This window comes from Streptomyces sp. NPDC107522, from assembly GCF_055657525.1.
Genome location: NZ_JBVKAU010000003.1, coordinates 765,799 through 781,649, shown reverse-complemented (window position 1 = coordinate 781,649; position 15,851 = coordinate 765,799). Strand labels below are relative to the sequence as shown.

17 protein-coding genes are annotated in these 15,851 nt (G+C 69.8%); all 17 read left to right on the top strand.

What is annotated here, in order from left to right:
- The first annotated feature begins 49 nt into the window (after nucleotides 1–49).
- The 17 genes from ACZ7L6_RS13760 to ACZ7L6_RS13680 all read left to right on the top strand — a co-directional run bounded on the left by ACZ7L6_RS13760 (nucleotide 50) and on the right by ACZ7L6_RS13680 (nucleotide 15,850).
- Nucleotides 50–514 (top strand): SRPBCC family protein, encoded by a 465-nt coding sequence (locus ACZ7L6_RS13760; protein ID WP_471923289.1) that lies wholly within the window; start codon nucleotides 50–52, stop codon nucleotides 512–514.
- A 31-nt stretch (nucleotides 515–545) separates the two neighbouring features.
- Nucleotides 546–1,295, top strand: coding sequence for an SDR family NAD(P)-dependent oxidoreductase (locus ACZ7L6_RS13755; protein ID WP_471923287.1), 750 nt, complete (start codon nucleotides 546–548; stop codon nucleotides 1,293–1,295).
- A gap of 1 nt (nucleotide 1,296) precedes the next feature.
- A complete protein-coding gene (locus tag ACZ7L6_RS13750) occupies nucleotides 1,297–1,620 on the top strand; it encodes an antibiotic biosynthesis monooxygenase family protein (protein WP_471923285.1) in 324 nt (107 codons plus the stop codon).
- A complete protein-coding gene (locus ACZ7L6_RS13745; protein ID WP_433046256.1) occupies nucleotides 1,617–1,925 on the top strand; it encodes an antibiotic biosynthesis monooxygenase family protein in 309 nt (102 codons plus the stop codon). The genes ACZ7L6_RS13750 and ACZ7L6_RS13745 overlap by 4 nt, the downstream gene beginning before the upstream one ends.
- Before the next feature lie 252 nt (nucleotides 1,926–2,177).
- Nucleotides 2,178–3,431, top strand: coding sequence for a cytochrome P450 family protein (locus ACZ7L6_RS13740; RefSeq protein WP_471923283.1), 1,254 nt, complete (start codon nucleotides 2,178–2,180; stop codon nucleotides 3,429–3,431).
- Between the two features lie 57 nt (nucleotides 3,432–3,488).
- On the top strand, nucleotides 3,489–4,301 hold the full coding sequence (locus tag ACZ7L6_RS13735) for an SAM-dependent methyltransferase (RefSeq protein ID WP_471923281.1): 813 nt from the start codon (nucleotides 3,489–3,491) through the stop codon (nucleotides 4,299–4,301).
- Nucleotides 4,302–4,356: 55 nt separating this feature from the next.
- Nucleotides 4,357–5,133 carry an SDR family NAD(P)-dependent oxidoreductase gene (locus tag ACZ7L6_RS13730; RefSeq protein ID WP_471923279.1) on the top strand — a complete coding sequence of 259 codons (777 nt, stop codon included), beginning with the start codon at nucleotides 4,357–4,359 and terminating at the stop codon, nucleotides 5,131–5,133.
- An 84-nt stretch (nucleotides 5,134–5,217) separates the two neighbouring features.
- Nucleotides 5,218–6,405, top strand: coding sequence for a cytochrome P450 (locus tag ACZ7L6_RS13725; protein ID WP_471923277.1), 1,188 nt, complete (start codon nucleotides 5,218–5,220; stop codon nucleotides 6,403–6,405).
- A gap of 29 nt (nucleotides 6,406–6,434) precedes the next feature.
- Nucleotides 6,435–7,415 carry a quinone oxidoreductase family protein gene (locus ACZ7L6_RS13720; RefSeq protein ID WP_471923275.1) on the top strand — a complete coding sequence of 327 codons (981 nt, stop codon included), beginning with the start codon at nucleotides 6,435–6,437 and terminating at the stop codon, nucleotides 7,413–7,415.
- 316 nt (nucleotides 7,416–7,731) lie between these two features.
- On the top strand, nucleotides 7,732–9,288 hold the full coding sequence (locus tag ACZ7L6_RS13715) for an MDR family MFS transporter (RefSeq protein ID WP_471923273.1): 1,557 nt from the start codon (nucleotides 7,732–7,734) through the stop codon (nucleotides 9,286–9,288).
- A 120-nt stretch (nucleotides 9,289–9,408) separates the two neighbouring features.
- Nucleotides 9,409–10,257, top strand: coding sequence for an SDR family oxidoreductase (locus ACZ7L6_RS13710; RefSeq protein WP_471923271.1), 849 nt, complete (start codon nucleotides 9,409–9,411; stop codon nucleotides 10,255–10,257).
- Nucleotides 10,258–10,430: 173 nt separating this feature from the next.
- The gene (locus tag ACZ7L6_RS13705; protein WP_471923269.1) at nucleotides 10,431–11,429 is read left to right on the top strand and encodes an aldo/keto reductase; all 999 of its coding nucleotides are present in this window, start codon (nucleotides 10,431–10,433) and stop codon (nucleotides 11,427–11,429) included.
- 25 nt (nucleotides 11,430–11,454) lie between these two features.
- On the top strand, nucleotides 11,455–12,231 hold the full coding sequence (locus ACZ7L6_RS13700) for a class I SAM-dependent methyltransferase (RefSeq protein WP_471923267.1): 777 nt from the start codon (nucleotides 11,455–11,457) through the stop codon (nucleotides 12,229–12,231).
- Nucleotides 12,232–12,256: 25 nt separating this feature from the next.
- A complete protein-coding gene (locus ACZ7L6_RS13695; protein WP_471923265.1) occupies nucleotides 12,257–13,639 on the top strand; it encodes an NDP-hexose 2,3-dehydratase family protein in 1,383 nt (460 codons plus the stop codon).
- A gap of 19 nt (nucleotides 13,640–13,658) precedes the next feature.
- Nucleotides 13,659–14,294, top strand: coding sequence for a dTDP-4-dehydrorhamnose 3,5-epimerase family protein (locus tag ACZ7L6_RS13690; protein ID WP_471923263.1), 636 nt, complete (start codon nucleotides 13,659–13,661; stop codon nucleotides 14,292–14,294).
- Nucleotides 14,291–15,298 carry an NAD-dependent epimerase/dehydratase family protein gene (locus ACZ7L6_RS13685; protein ID WP_471923261.1) on the top strand — a complete coding sequence of 336 codons (1,008 nt, stop codon included), beginning with the start codon at nucleotides 14,291–14,293 and terminating at the stop codon, nucleotides 15,296–15,298. The genes ACZ7L6_RS13690 and ACZ7L6_RS13685 overlap by 4 nt, the downstream gene beginning before the upstream one ends.
- 9 nt (nucleotides 15,299–15,307) lie before the next feature.
- Complete coding sequence (locus tag ACZ7L6_RS13680; protein ID WP_471923259.1) at nucleotides 15,308–15,850, top strand: NUDIX hydrolase; 543 nt, start codon at nucleotides 15,308–15,310, stop codon at nucleotides 15,848–15,850.
- The last annotated feature ends 1 nt before the right edge of the window (nucleotide 15,851 follow it).

Sequence of the window (15,851 nt, the reverse complement as noted above, 5' to 3'; positions counted from 1 at the left end):
AGCAAGCCATGAGCGCATTCAACCGTCGCACGAGCGGAGTCCGCCTCTGATGGCCGGCCACACGCAGAACTCCGTCGTCATCGACGCCCCCATGGACCTGGTCTGGGAGCGCACCAACGACGTGGCGTCCTGGACCGAGTTGTTCAGCGAGTACGCCGTCGCCGAGATCCTGGAGCAGGACGGCCCCACCGTCACCTTCCGGCTCGCCCTGCACCCCGACGAGAACGGCAAGGTGTGGAGCTGGGTCTCCCGGCGCACCACCGACGAGGCGACCCGCACCGTCCGCGCCCACCGCGTGGAGACCGGCCCGTTCGAGTACATGAACATCCACTGGGAGTACACCCAGACGGACGCCGGGGTCCGGATGCAGTGGACCCAGGACTTCCACATGAAGGACGGCGCCCCGCTCGACGACGCGGGCATGACGGACCGGATCAACCGCAACACCGTGGTCCAGATGAACCTGATCAAGGAAAAGCTCGAGGCCGCCGCACGCGCCGCCCATGCGAGCTGAATCCGCTGACGCACCACAGGAGGGGAACACCGTGGAACTCGGATTGCGCGGCAAGAAGCTGCTCGTCACCGGAGGCACCCGCGGCATCGGGCGTGGCATCGTCCTGGCCGCCGCCCGCTCGGGCGCCGATGTGCTCACCTGCTACCGCCAGGAGAGCGAATACGTCGAGAGCCTGCGCCGAGAGCTCAAGGAGACGGGCGGCGACCACCACCTCGTCCGTGCCGACGTCGGCGAGATCGCCGAGGTGGACGGGCTCGTCGAGGAGGCCCAGAACCGCTACGGGCGGCTCGACGGCATCGTCAACAACGCCGGCACGATCACCCACATCCCGTTCGCCGAGCTGCCGGCCGAAGAATGGTCGCGCGTCCTCGACACCAACCTGACCGCTTCGTACCGGGTCATCCAGCAGGCCCTGCCGCTGCTCGGCGCCGGGGGCTCGATCGTCAACATCGGCTCCCGGGGCGCCGCTGCCGGTATCCCGCTGCGCGCCCACTACACGGCCGCGAAGGCCGCGATGATCGGCCTGACCCGCTCGCTGGCCAAGGAACTCGGCGGCAAGGGCATCCGCGTCAACGTCGTCGCGCCCGGCGTCATCGAGACGGAGGCCTTCGGATCCATGCCGGCGGAGCGCGCCGAGGGGCTGCGCGCCACCTACTCCCAGAAGACGGCACTCGCCCGCCTGGGCACCGTCGAGGAACTGGCCGCACCGGTCCTCTTCCTGCTCAGCGATCTTTCCGCGTACGTCACTGGCGAGACCATCAACGTCGACGGAGGCATCTGACGTGTCCGACGCGACGTTCCGGGTCATGCTCCGCATGCAGATCAAGCCCGGTATGGAAGCCGAGTTCGAGCGCGTGTGGAAGCAGGTGGGCAGTTCCGTGACCGGCCACCCCGCCAACCGTGGCCAGTGGCTGTCCAAGAGCACGACGGACAACGAGGACGGCATCTACTACATCGTCAGCGACTGGGTGGACGAGCCGCGTTTCCGCGAGTTCGAGTCCAGCGACACCCACCTTCAGCACCGCACCAAGCTGCACCCGTACCGCAGCGGCGGTTCCATGACGACGATGAACATCGTCGCGAACCTCTCCGGGGCGGCCGCATGACGGCCACCCCAGCCGTGGAGGTCGTGCTCTACCACCTCTCCGACCGGGGCGAGGACGTCCTGGCGGCCTATCACGAGGCCAGCCGTCGCATGGCCGGCACCCCGGGCCTGCTGGGCAACCAGCTCATGAACGAGCTGGGCCGCCCCGACAGCTATGTCGTGGTGAGCCACTGGGACAGCTGGAAGTCCTTCGAGACGTGGGAGCGCGGCGCGGAACACAAGGACCAGACGGCTCCCTTGCGTGAATTCCGCGACACCGAACGGGACCGCCCGTTCGAGATCTACCAGGTGCTCGCAAGTTATTGAATCTCGCCACAAGTAGCCCCCTGCCGGACCGTCGGCGGTCCGGCAGGGGGGCTCCCACCGTTGCCCCAAGGGATCCGGAAAGTGGAATTCCCATGCGGGGAAGCCGGAATTGGGAATCCGCTTGAAACGGGCTCGAAGAAGCCTGGACCGGGGTGGGAATTCCCTTTTTCTTGTGGCTGAATAACCCGCGAGGAATAAGTCAGAGCTCGCCAACCGAACGAATGAATCTGCCGCCATACGAGGGAGCCCCACGTGGCCAGCGCAGCGACGACGAGCAATGTGCTCGAGCTGTTCGACTCCGATTTCATACGCGATCCGCACCCCACGCTCGCCCCGTTGCGAGAGCAGTCGCCCGCGCACCTCGTGGCCACTCCCAACGGCCTCAAGACGTGGCTGGTGACCCGCTACGAGGACGCCAAGGCGCTGCTGACCGACCCGCGGGTGAGCAAGGACATGCGGGTCGGCTACGGCCTGGTCCCGCAGAACTTCGTGGACCCCGAGAAGCAGGCGCACTTCCAGGCACAGCGGGGAACGCGCAAGCAGTTCGCGACCGAGCTGAGCACCACCATGCTGGACAGCGACCCGCCGGACCACACGCGTCTGCGCAAGCTCGTCGCGAAGGCGTTCACCATGCGTCAGGTCGAGGCGCTGCGCCCCCGGATCACCGAACTGGTCACCGAACTCCTGGACGCCATCGAGGGCCAGGACGAGGTGGACCTGATGAACGCCCTCAGTTTCCCGGTCCCGTTCACCGTGATCTGCTGGCTGCTCGGCGTGCCGCCGGAGGACCGCGACCGGTTCCGCCGCTGGTCCAACCTGCTCACCTCCGGTCAGGGCACCGAGGAGGCCCTCGACGCCAGCCAGGACATGGTCGCCTACCTGCGCGCCCTCATCGCCGACAAGCGCGCGAACCCGGCCGACGACATGCTGACCGCGCTGATCGAGGCCACCGACGAGGGTGAGAAGCTCGACGAGGTCGAACTGATCTCGATGGCCTTCCTCCTCCTCGTCGCCGGCCACGAGACCACGGTCAACCTGCTCAACACCGGCACCCTCGCTCTGCTCACCAATCCCGACCAGCGTGCCCTGCTGGAGGCCGATCCCGGCCTCTGGGACAGCGCGATCGACGAGTTCCTGCGCATCGACGCGCCGCTGGCCAACGCCACGTGGCGTTTCACGCTGGAGCCCATCCAGCTGGGCGACGTACTGATCCCCAAGGGTGAGTTCATCACGATCTCGCTGAGCGCCGCCGGCCGCGACCCGAAGCGCTACGCCGACCCCGACCGCGTCGACATCACGCGCAAGAACTCCGGGCACCTGGCGTTCGGTCACGGCATCCACCACTGCATCGGCGCGCCCCTGGCCCGGCTCGAAGGCCGCATCGTGCTCGGCGAGTTGTTCCGCCGCTTCCCCGGGCTGAGTCTTGCGCAGCCCGAGGGCGACCTGTCCTGGCGGCCCAGCTTCAACCTGCGCGGGCTCGCCTCCCTGCCGGTCCGCCTGCGCTGACCGCGCAGCTCCCAGCCGGTCCCATCCCGTAAGCCAGCCGCAACCGAGGAGACTTCCGTGAACCGTCCGTCCTGGGCACCGCCCGAGGTCGACATCGACAAGCCGAGCATCGCCCGCGTCTACGACTACTGGGTCGGCGGCACGCACAACTTCCCGGCCGACGTCGCCGTCGCCAAGTCCATCGCGGACAAGAACCCCCTGCTGCCACGCACCCTGCGCTCCAACCGGGCCTTCCTGCGCCGCGCCGTCAAGGAGCTGACCGCGTTGGGCATCGACCAGTTCCTCGACATCGGCTCCGGCATCCCGACCGAGGGCAACGTGCACGAGGTCGCCGTCGAGAACAACCCCGACAGCCGTGTGCTGTACGTGGACATCGACCCGGTCGCCGTGGCACACGGCAAGGCCATCCTCGCGGGCAACCCGCAGGCCGCGTCCCTCTTGGGCGACCTGCGCAAGCCCGGCGACATCTTCGCGTCGAAGGAGATCGAGCTGATCGACTTCTCGCGCCCCGTCGCCCTGATCTTCGCCGCCGTCCTCCACTTCGTCAGCGACGCCGACGACCCGAAGGCCATGCTGCGCGAGTTCACCGCGAAGCTCGCCCCCGGCAGCTACGTCGTCATCTCGCACGCCGGCATGGACAAGAAGCCGGCACCGGAGGAGGTTCCCGCCTCCGCCCAGGAGACCTACGTGCGGAACGTCAGCGAGGTCTACTGGCGCGACACCGCCGAGGTCACGGACCTGTTCGAGGGCCTCGAGCTGCTCGAGCCCGGCGTGGTCCCGGTTCCGCTGTGGCGCATCGGCCCGGAGGGCGACCCGGAGGGCTTCGGCGCCGAGGCCCACGCCCTGGCCGGCGTGGCGAAGAAGGTCTGAGCCGCCGGGCCTGCGCAGCGAACCAACCCACGATCAGGCTGAATTGGAGTGAGTGATGGAGACCGATCTCCGTAACAAGGTCGTGCTGGTGACCGGGGCCTCCTCGGGCATCGGCCGGGCGACCGCCATCGCCTACGGCAAGGACGGCGCGCGCGTCGCGATCACGTACAACAGCAACAAGGAAGGCGCCGAGGAGACTGCCCGGCTCGCCCGCGAGGCCGGCGCCGCCGACACCCTGACGGTGCGCTACGACCTCACCGACGAGGCCGTCGTCCGGGACGCGGTCAAGACCGTCGGGGACACCTGGGGCGGCATCGACGTCCTGGTCAGCAACGCCGTCGTGTGGTCCGAGGGCATCCCTCGCCCCGGCCGGGTGATGCCCGCCTTCGAGGACGCCGACCCGAAGCTCTGGCAGGAGGTCCTGCGCACCAGCGTCGACGCGACCTTCCACACGATCGCCGCGGCGCTGCCGTTCATGCGCGGCCGCGAGTGGGGCCGCATCGTCATGGTCTCCTCGGGCCTCGCCGACTACGGCATGGTCGGAGGCGCCGCCTACGGCGCGGCCAAGGCCGGCCTGCTGGGCATCGCCCGGAGCCTGACCTGGGAGCTGGCCCCGGAGAACATCCTGGTCAACGTGGTCGCCCCTGGCCAGACCCTGACCGAGAACGTGCGCCGGATCGCCCCGGCCGCCGCGCTGGAGGCCAAGGCGAAGACCCTCCCGTCGGGGCACCTGTCGGTGCCCGAGGACGTCGCGAACACGATCGTGTTCCTCGGTTCGCGCGCCAACGGCAACGTCAACGGCCAGACCGTCCGGGTCACCGGCGGAGCCTGACACCCGCCAGGCCCGCCGGCGGCCGTCGTGCGCGCTCGACTCTCCCGGCCGGCGACCTCGACCATGAGAAATGAAGAGACCCCGATGACCGAAGAAGCACCGAAGTTCACCTTTCCCTTCAGTCGGGACTACCCGACCCGCTGCCCGGTCGACTTCGCCGCGCTGCGCGAGCAGCGGGTGGCCCAGCTGACGATGCCCAGCGGTTCGCCCGGCTACATGGTGGGCCGCTACGAAGACGTCCGCCGGGTCCTGCTCGATCCCCGGTGCAGCGCGGACCTGCACCGGCCCGATGTGCCGCTGATGACCAACTGGCCGCCGCTCGAGAGCCTCAACTTCACCGACCCGCCGCAGCACACCCGGCTGCGGCGGCTCGTCGCGAAGGCGTTCACGCCCGAACTGGTGGAGAGCTTCCGTCCGCGCATCCACCGGCTCACCAACGAGCTCCTCGACGAGATGGAGCGAGGCGGCAACTCCGCCGACATCGTCGAGGCGTACGCGCATCCGCTGCCGATCAACATGATCTGCGACCTGCTGGGCGTGCCGCGCGGTGACCGCTCGCAGTTCCGCAAGTGGTCGGAGGCCTTCCTCGTCCTCGAGAACAACCCGGTCGAGGAGATCCAGGCCGCGGCCAGGGAACTGCGCGAGTACCTCGGCTCGCTGGTCGCCGACAAGCGGCGCGCCCCGGGGGACGACGTGCTCAGCGCGCTCGTCGCGGCACGCGACGACGAGGACCAGCTCACCGAGGGCGAGCTGGTCTCCACGGCCACCCAGCTGCTGATGGCCGGCCACGAGACGACGTTCCTGCAGATCGGGCTGTGCGTCGCGACGCTGCTGCTGCACCCGGAGCAGCTGGCCGACCTGCGGGAGCACCCGGAGCTCATGCCCAACGCGGTCGAGGAGCTCATGCGCTACCAGGGTCCCGGCGACGGCGCCGCCTACCGGATCCTGCTGGAGGACATGACCTTCGGGGACGTCACCATCCCCGCGGGCAGCGGAGTTCTCGCCGCGATCTCCGCCGCCAACCGGGACGAGGAGCGCTTCCCGCAGGCGGACCGGCTCGACATCCGCCGCGAGGACCCGCGCCACCTCACTCTCGGCCACGGCATCCACCACTGCCTGGGCGCCCCGCTGGTGCGCATGGAGATGCAGATCGCCCTGACCAACCTGTTCGACCGGTTCCCGACGCTGACGCTCGCGTGCACCGAGGACGAACTCGAATGGATGCCCGGGCGGCTGCTCAGCGGCTTCCGCACTGTCCCGGTCACCTGGTGACCGCCCGCCCAGACTCCCCTGGAGGAACCATGCGCGTCGTCCGTTACTACGAGCACGGCGACCCGAGCGTCCTGCGCGTCGAGGACGCCCCCGAACCGGAGGCCAAACCCGGTGAGGTACTGATCCGCGCCGAGGCGATAGGCGTCAACTACGCCGACGTCCAAAAGCGCCAGGGCCTGCCCATCGGCGGTCCTGCCACCCTGCCCGCCGCGCCCGCCGGCGATGTCGCCGGTGTCGTCGAGGCGGTCGGCGCGGGCGTGAGCAACGTGGCGGTGGGGGACCGCGTCGTCGCTCCGGTCCGCTACGGCGCCTACGCCGAGTACGCGACGGCGTACGCGGCCACGGTCTTCCGGATCCCGGCGACCATCGACGCCGCTCAGGCCACCGCGCTGCCCAGCCCCGGTGAGACCGCGTACCACGTGCTCACCACGGTCGGTCGGTTGAAGCCCGGCGAGACCGTCCTGATCAACGCGGCTTCCGGCGGTATCGGCCACCTCCTCGTCCAGCTCGCCCGTGCCAAGGGCGCCGGCCGCATCATCGGCACCGTCGGATCCCCGGCCAAGCTCGACTTCATCCGCTCCGTCGGCGCGGACGTCGCGATCTGCTACGGGCACGAGGACTGGGTGGACGAGGTCCGCGCGGCCACCGGCGACAAGGGCGCCGACCTGGTACTCGAGACGGTCGGCAACGAGGTCCTTGCGCACAGCATCCAGCTGGCCGCCCGCTTCGGCCGCATCGTCTGCTACGGCGGCGCTTCGGGCGAGCGCCCGCCGGCCATCTCGCCCTGGGACTTCATCGACATGAAGTCGCTGCACGGTTTCAACCTGTACGCCCTGTTCCAGGACCGGCCCGAGGTCATCGCCGCGGGCCGCAAGGAGCTCCTGGAGTACGTGGAGTCCGGCCAGGTCAAGCCCGCTGTGTACAGCCGGATCCCGCTGGAGGACGCGGCCAAGGCACACGAGCTGATGGAGGCCCGGCAGCACACCGGAAAGGTCGTGCTGGTTCCCTGACCGCCCGGCGGTCGGCCGGCCGGCCGACCGCACAGCGGTTGCACCGCTCTCTGATCATCGGCTAAGGTACCGGGCATCTGTAATCGACACAGAGGATGTGGCCAACCAGCAACGAACAGCGAAGAACCAGGATCAGCAGTCAACTGACGACTGATCAGTGGTTGAGAGGGCCGAAGAGGCCGGAGTCGGACTGGATCCGACCACCCCATCTCCGCTGCGACAACAGCAGCGTTCTTCATCGAGTTCGTTCTGCGTACTCCCACTCCGAGTGGCGCCCGCGTATCACGGCACCGCTCCTCGATTACAAGGATTCCTCATGGCTTCCCCTGCAGCCGAGTCGGCTGTCAACGCCTCCGCCGCGTCGGCCTCGCCGGCCCGCACCAACACGGTCGTGTTCACCCTCATGGTGGCGGTCTTCCTGTCCCTGCTGGACACGCAGATCGTCGCCACCGCCCTGCCGCACGTGGTGAGCGACCTGGGCGGACTGGACCAGTTCGCCTGGGTCACCACCGGCTATCTCATCGGCGGCAGCGCCGCCGTACCCGTCTACGGCAAACTCGGTGACCTCTTCGGGCGCAAGCGCGTCTTCATGACCTCCATCGTCGTCTTCCTCGTCGGATCCGCCCTGTGCGGCCTCGCCCAGACGATGGGTCAGCTCATCACCTTCCGCGTCATCCAGGGCATCGGCAGCGGTGGCCTGTTCATCTGCGTCCTCGCCCTCATCGGCGAGATGTTCTCGCCGCGTGAAGGCGCCCGCTACTACGGCTGGTTCGCCATCACCTTCGGCGCCGCCTCGCTCGTCGGCCCCACCCTCGGCGGCATCCTGACCGACCTCGCCAACTGGCGCTGGGTGTTCTTCGTGAACCTGCCCGTCGGCCTCGTCGTCCTCGTCATCGTCTCCGCACTGCTGCGCCTGCCCGCTCAGACCCGCCAGAAGGCGCACATCGACTACGCCGGCGTCGTCCTGCTCGTCGCCGCGATCGTCGCCCTCAACCTCCTCACCGGCTGGGCCGGCGTCAAGTACTCCTGGTCCTCGCCCGTCATCCTCGGCCTGGCCGTCGGATCCGTCCTCGCCGTGGCGCTCTTCATCGTGGCCCAGCGTCGCGCCGTCGACCCGGTCATCCCGCTCCGGCTCTTCGCCAACCGGACCTTCACGATCGTCGTCATCCTCAGCTTCATCGCCGGCTTCATCGGCCTGGGCGTGCTCAACTACCTGGTCCTGTGGCTGCAGACCGTCCTCGGCCTCGACGTACAGCAGGCCGGCTATGCCCTCACCGCCCTGATGCTCGGTGTCGTCGTGACCTCCTGGCTCAGCACCAAGGTCATCGGGCACAGCGGGTCCTACCGCTGGTTCCCGGTGCTCAGCATGGCGGTGTTCGCTCTCGCGGGCGTGCTGTTCTCCACCGCCGGCCCCGACACCGGTGTCCCGCTCACGGTCGTGTACGTCCTGCTCTTCGGCATCGGCGCCGGCCTCAACTCGCAGGCCCTGAGCCTCGCCGCCCGCAACACCGCGAGCATGCGGGACATCGGTGCCGTACAGGGCACCGCCAACCTCATGCGGCAGCTCGGCACCGGCCTCGGCGTCTCGCTCTTCGCGGCCCTGATGACCTCCCGGCTCGGCACCGGCCTCCACGAGCGGCTCAGCGGCGAGGCCGGCGCCCACCTCAACAAGGACGGCTCGCTCTCGCCCGAGGTGCTCGGCCGCCTCTCCAGCACCGTCCGTGCCGAAGTCGTCGACATCTACGCGGACTCGCTCCGTGCCACGTTCTACGCGGTGATCCCGATCGCGCTGATCGGCCTGGTGGTCGCGCTCTTCCTCAAGGACGTCAAGCTCGCCGGCGGTCACGGCCACGGCGGCGCCGAGTCCGAGTAGTCCGGCGACGACACCCCGGCCTGCCCCGCCGATCCCGCGGCGAACCCGACTCTCCCACTCCATGAGTGGCCCCTTCGCACGGACTTCCGCCGTGCAGCACATCCCAAGGAGACACACGCAATGATTCTCGTAACCGGTGCCACCGGCAACGTCGGCTCCGAACTCGTCGCCCAGCTCGCCGCCGACGGCGTGCCCGTGCGGGCGATGACCCGCAACCCCGGCAAGGCGAACTTCCCCGCCGGCGTCGAGGTCGTCGCCGGCGACTTCGACAAGCCCGAGACGCTGCCCGCCGCCCTGGCCGGCGTCGACCGCGTCTTCGTCTGCCCGCCCGGCTACGGGCCCGAGGGCCCGGTCCAGGAGCGCACCCTCGTCGCCGCCGCCCGCGAAGCCGGTGTCGAGCACCTGGTCAAGCTCTCCACGAGCGGCGTCGGCTACGGCGCCACCGACCCGCTGACCTCCGGCCACCGCGCCGGCGAACAGGTCATCCAGGAGTCCGGCCTGGCGTGGACCATCCTGCGCCCCGGCACCTTCATGGTCTACCTCTACGGCTACGCCGACACCATCGGCAAGGAGCGGACCATGTACGTCACCGAGGGCGACCCGGTCTCCGCGATGATCCACCCGCGGGACATCGCCTCCGTTGCCGCCAAGGTCCTCACCACCTCCGGCCACGAGGGCCAGGCCTACACCCTCACCGGCGGCGAGGCCCTCAGCCCGCAGCGCCAGGGCGAGATCATCGGCGAAGCCCTCGGCAAGGAAGTCAAGGTCGTCGAGCGCACCCAGGCCGAGACCCAGGCCGAGTTCGACCGTCTGGGCTGGGGCGGTCCCCGACTCGAAGCCCTCCTCGAGCTCAAGCGCCAGTCGGCCGCATGGGACTGGAAGATCTCCGACTCCGTCGAGAAGATCACCGGCAAGGCTCCGCTGACCCTGCGCGACTGGGTCGACGAGAACATCCACATCTTCGGCTGAGCCGGACAGCACACCGTGTGGGGCCGGCGGGCCGGGAGATTCCCGGCCCGCCGGCCCCACGCCGTTTCCACGCTCCGGCGGCGGACCAGCCGGACACCAGGGCCGTTCGAGACGACCTCTCCATGCTGGGACCCGAAGCGCAAGAGCCGCCGACGCAGTGGGGAGTACGACAGATGACGCGCAGCCCGCTCCACACCCGGCTCGGCCGGACAGGGCTGGAGATCAGCAAACTCGCCTTCGGCACCGTGAACTTCGGCGGCCGGCTCGACGAGTCCGGTGCCCACCGCCTGCTCGACCACGCCGTCGCACAGGGAGTCACCTTCCTCGACACCGCGAACACCTACGGCTGGCGCGTCCACAAGGGCCACGCCGAGGAGGTCATCGGCAGCTGGCTGGCGGCCCGCCCGTCCCGGCGCGAGGAGATCGTGCTCGCGACCAAGGTCGGCGACCCCATGGGGGACGGCCCCTACCAGCAGGGCCTGTCGGTGCGGAACGTCATCGCCGCCTGCGAGGCGTCGCTGCGCAGGCTGGGCACCGACTGGATCGACCTCTACCAGATCCACCACGTGGACCGTGCCGTCGGCTGGGACGAGATCTGGCAGGCCATGGAGATCCTCGTGGCCCAGGGCAAGGTCCGCTACGTCGGCTCCTCCAACTTCGCCGGCTGGGACATCGCTTCCGCACAGGAGGCCGCTCGGCAACGGCACTTCCTCGGTCTCGCCTCCGAGCAGTGCGTGTACAACCTCGTGACCCGGCACGCGGAGCTCGAAGTGATCCCGGCCGCACAGGCGTACGGCCTGGGCGTCCTGGTCTGGTCGCCCCTGCACGGCGGCCTGCTCAGCGGCGTCCTGCGCAAGCTGCGGGAGAACACCGCCGTGAAATCCGGTCAGGGCCGTGCGCTGGAGGCCCTGGAACACCACCGGGACACCATCGAGGCGTACGAGAAGCTCTGCGCCGACCTCGGGCGGGACCCCGCCGAGGTCGGCATGGCCTGGGCCCTGTCCCGCCCCGGGGTGACCGGGCTCGTCATCGGCCCCCGCACCGCCGCCCACGTCGACGGCGCCCTCGCTGCCCTGCACGAGCCGCTGCCCCAGGACGTACTGGACCGGCTCGACAGGCTCTTCCCACCGGTCGGCCGTGGCGGACCGGCACCCGACGCCTGGCTCTCTTGACTCACCGACGAAAGGACCGGCCCTCATGGCCAAGGACGGATTCACCGACCCGCGGATCGTTCCCCACGAGTCGGACCAGGAGCGCGAAGCGCGTGAGCGGCTCACCAAGCTCTTCGAGGAGAGCCCGATCCCGCCCAAGTACCTGATCGACAACCTGCCGGTGTACCTGCGCCGTCACCAGCTGGCGGACCTGCTGTCCATGGACGCGCTGTACCGCATGCTGCCCGAGGTCCCGGGCGTCGTCATGGAGTTCGGTGTCCTCCACGGCCGCCACCTGGCGACCCTGACGGCCCTGCGCAGCATCTACGAGCCGTACAACTCGCTGCGCCGCATCATCGGCTTCGACACCTTCACGGGCTTCCCCGAGGACATCGAGGAGGTCGACAAGGTCAGCACCAGCGCGGTCCCCGGCCGGTTCGCGGTGCCGGACGGCGAGGTCGAGCACCTGCGCGAGGTCCTCGCGGCCCACGAGCTGTCCGAGCCGTTCGGGCACACCCAACGTTCCTTCGTCATCCAGGGCGACGTCCGCGAGACCGTCCCGCAGTACCTGGAGGAGAACCCGGAGACGGTCATCGCGATGGCCTACTTCGACCTCGACCTGTACCAGCCCACCAAGGAGCTGCTCGAGGCGATCCGCCCGCACCTGACCAAGGGCAGCATCCTCGCCTTCGACGAGCTCGCCCACCCCAAGTGGCCGGGCGAGACCACGGCCCTGCGCGAGGTCTTCGGCCTCGACCACGCCCCGCTGCGCCAGCTGCCGGGCCGCGAGCCGCCGGTGATCTACATGAAGTGGGGCGAGTGACCGGACGACGGACGAGGACGAGCCGATGTCGACCACAGCAACGCTCAGCGCACGTGAAGATGTCGGGCTGCCGGCGCGGCTGGCCCGGTCCGCCGCCGCCGGCGCCGGATCGGGCATCTCCGTCGACGACTTCACGGACTGGTTCGCCTACCGGGCGCTGGTGAACCGGTTCCGGGTGGAACGGATTCCGTTCGCCGACCTGGAGTCCTGGTCGTTCCACCCGGCGACCGGGAACCTGGTCCACGACACGGGCCGGTTCTTCAGCGTGGAGGGCCTGCACGTCACGGTGGGGGAGGGGCCCTTCCCCGAGTGGCAGCAGCCCATCATCAACCAGCCCGAGGTCGGCATTCTCGGCATCCTTGCCAAGGAGTTCGACGGTGTCCTGCACTTCCTGATGCAGGCCAAGATGGAGCCGGGCAACGCCAACCTGGTCCAGCTGTCACCGACCGTCCAGGCGACGCGCAGCAACTACACCAAGGTCCACAAGGGCGCCGACGTGAAGTACCTCGAGTACTTCACCGGGGCGGCCGGAGCGACCGTACTCGCCGATGTCCTGCAGTCCGAGCACGGCGCCTGGTTCTACCGCAAGTTCAACCGCAACGTGATCGTCGAGACCACGCAGGACGTCGTCCTGCACGACGACTTCTGCTGGCTGACGCTCGGTCAGATCGGTGAGCTGCTGCGCCGCGACGACGTGGTCAACATGGACTCGCGCACGGTGCTCGCCTGTCTCCCGGTGCCTTTTGAGGAGACCGGCGCCCTGCACACCGACGCAGAGCTGCTGTCCTGGTACGCGGCGGAGCGCTCCCGCCACTCCGTGGACGTCCGCCGGATCCCCCTGCACGGCGTCTCGGGCTGGCGGCGCGGCCCCGAATCCATCGACCACGAGCGCGACTGGTACTTCCGTGTGGTGGCCGTGCGGGCCCAGGCGTCCAACCGCGAGGTCGGCGCCTGGACGCAGCCCCTGTTCGAACCCCGCGGCCAGGGCGTCATCGCCTTCGTCACCCGGAAGATCGGCGGCGTCCCCCACCTGCTCGCGCATGCCCGGGTGGAGGCCGGCTTCATCGACTCCATCGAGCTCTCGCCCACCGTCCAGTACACGCCCCGGCACTACGCGCACCTCACCGGCGAGGCCCGGCCACCCTTCCTCGACCTGGTGCTCGGCGCCGGTCCCGACCGGATCCGCTACGAGGCCGTCCACTCGGAGGAAGGCGGCCGGTTCCTCAACGCACAGGCGCGCTACCTGATCGTCGAGGCCGACGAGACCGAGGCTCCCGACGAGCCGCCGCCCGGCTACCGCTGGCTCACCGCGGGGCAGCTGAACACGCTGCTGCGGTACGGCCGCTACGTGAACGTGCAGGCCCGCACGCTCATGGCCTTGCTCACCTCACACGCCGTCGAGCTGTGACGACCCAGGGAACACAGAGATGACGACCGAACACGCCGGCACTACGGCGACCGCGACCGCGGGCGTCCGCGAACTCGCCGTCAAGGGCGCCTTCGAGTTCACGCCCAAGGTCTTCCCCGACGACCGCGGCCTGTTCGTGGCCACGTACCAGCGACCGCTCTTCACCGACGCGACCGGGCATGCCTTCCCTGTCCACCAGGCCAGTCAGAGCCACTCCCGGCGAGGCGTGGTGCGCGGTGTGCACTTCACCTCGACCCCGCCGGGCACGGCCAAGCACGTCTACTGCGCGCGAGGCCGGGCACTCGACCTGGTGGTCGACCTACGGGTGGGGTCGCCGACGTTCGGCACATGGGACTCGGTCCTGCTCGACCAGGAGCACTTCCGTTCGACATACCTGCCCGTCGGGGTCGGCCACGCGTTCGTCGCCCTCGAGGACGACACCGCGATGGTGTACCTGATGTCCGGGCCGTTCGTCACGGAGAACGAGCACGCCATCTCCCCGCTCGACCCCGCACTCGGACTGCCCGTCACCATCGAGGGCGTCGAGCCGATCCTGTCGGAGCGCGACATCGTGGCCCCCACGCTGGAGCAGGCCCGCGAACTGGGGCTCCTGCCGGACTACCGGACCAGCTGCGCGCTCGAGGCGGCGTTGTGACGGCCGCCGCGCCCCGGCCGCTCGTCGTCGTCCTCGGCGCCTCCGGCTATCTGGGCACCGCCCTCACCCGCGAGCTCGCCGTACGGGACATCCGGCTGCGGCTGGTCTCGCGCCGCCCGGCCGCCGTACCGGAAGGGGCCCGCGCCGCAGTCGAGACCGTGGCCGCGGACCTCACCGTCCCCGGGCAGCTCGCCACCGCCGTCGAGGGTGCGGACGCCATCGTGCACCTGGCCGCCCGCATCTCCGGCGCGACCTCGTGGCGCGGCGCGGGCACCGACCCGGCCGTCGAGCGGGTCAACGTCGGGCTGGTGCAGGACCTCGTACGCGTCCTGCGGGACAACGCCGTATCCGGCCGCCGCCCGGCCGTGCTGTTCGCCGGGACCGTGGCCTCGGTCGGCGTCCCGGGCAAGGTCCGCATCGACGGTTCCGAGCCGGACGACCCCCAAAGCGCCTACCCGCGGCAGAAACTGCAGGCCGAGCTGGCGCTGAAGGCGGCCGGCGACGAGGGCCTGATCCGGGCCGTCTCGCTGCGGATGCCGACCATCTTCGGACCCGGCCCCGAGGAGACGGCCGCCGACCGCGGCGTGGTCGTCACCATGATCCGGCGTGCCCTCGAGGGCAGGCGTCTGGAGCTGTGGGACAAGACCGTCCGCCGGGAGATGATCCATGTGACGGACGTCGCCCGTGCCTTCGCCGCCGCCCTCGACCACGCCGACGCCCTCGCGGGCCGGCACTGGCTCATCGGGACCGGCCGCAGCGAACCGCTCGGCGACATGTTCACGGCGATCGCGGCGGCCGTGGCGGACCACACCGGAGCGGACCCCGTTCCGGTCGTCGAGGTCCCGCCGCCGAGCGAGGCCGAAGCCACCGACCTCCAGGGCATGGAGGTCGACGCGTCGGCCTTCACCCGGATCACCGGCTGGCAGCCCGTCGCGGACCGGTCCGCCGCGCTGGCCGCGCTGGTCGCCGAGGTCGCCGTCCGCACCGCTCCGAGCCGGGTGTAGGGGGCTGCGATGCGGTGGATCGTGCACGGCGAGCGCCCGCTCTACGAAAGCGAGTGGGTGGACCTGCTGCTGTCCGACATCGAGTTCCCGGACGGCTCGCGCCGGGACCATCACCTCGTCAGGATCCCGCCGTCCGTGGCCGTGGCCGTCACGGACGATCAGGACCGGGTGCTGATGCTCTGGCGACACCGCTTCACCACGGACACCTGGAGCTGGGAACTTCCCGGTGGCGCGGTGGAGGAGGGCGAGACGCCGGCCCAGGCGGCCGTCCGTGAGGCGGTCGAGGAGACCGGCTGGCTCCCGTCCGACGTGATCCCGCTCGGCTACGTCCAGCCGATCACCGGGATCACCAACGCCGAGCAGCATGTGTTCATGGCTGCCTCGGCCACTCGGGTGGGCGCGCCCACCGACCCCCACGAATCCGACGCGATGGCGTGGATTCCGCTGCGGGACATGCCGGCGCTCATCGCGAACCGGCAGCTCGTGGCGGCCGCCACCCTCGTCGGCGTACTGCAGATGCTGGCCGACCGGGCCGTTGAATCGAGAGGTTGAT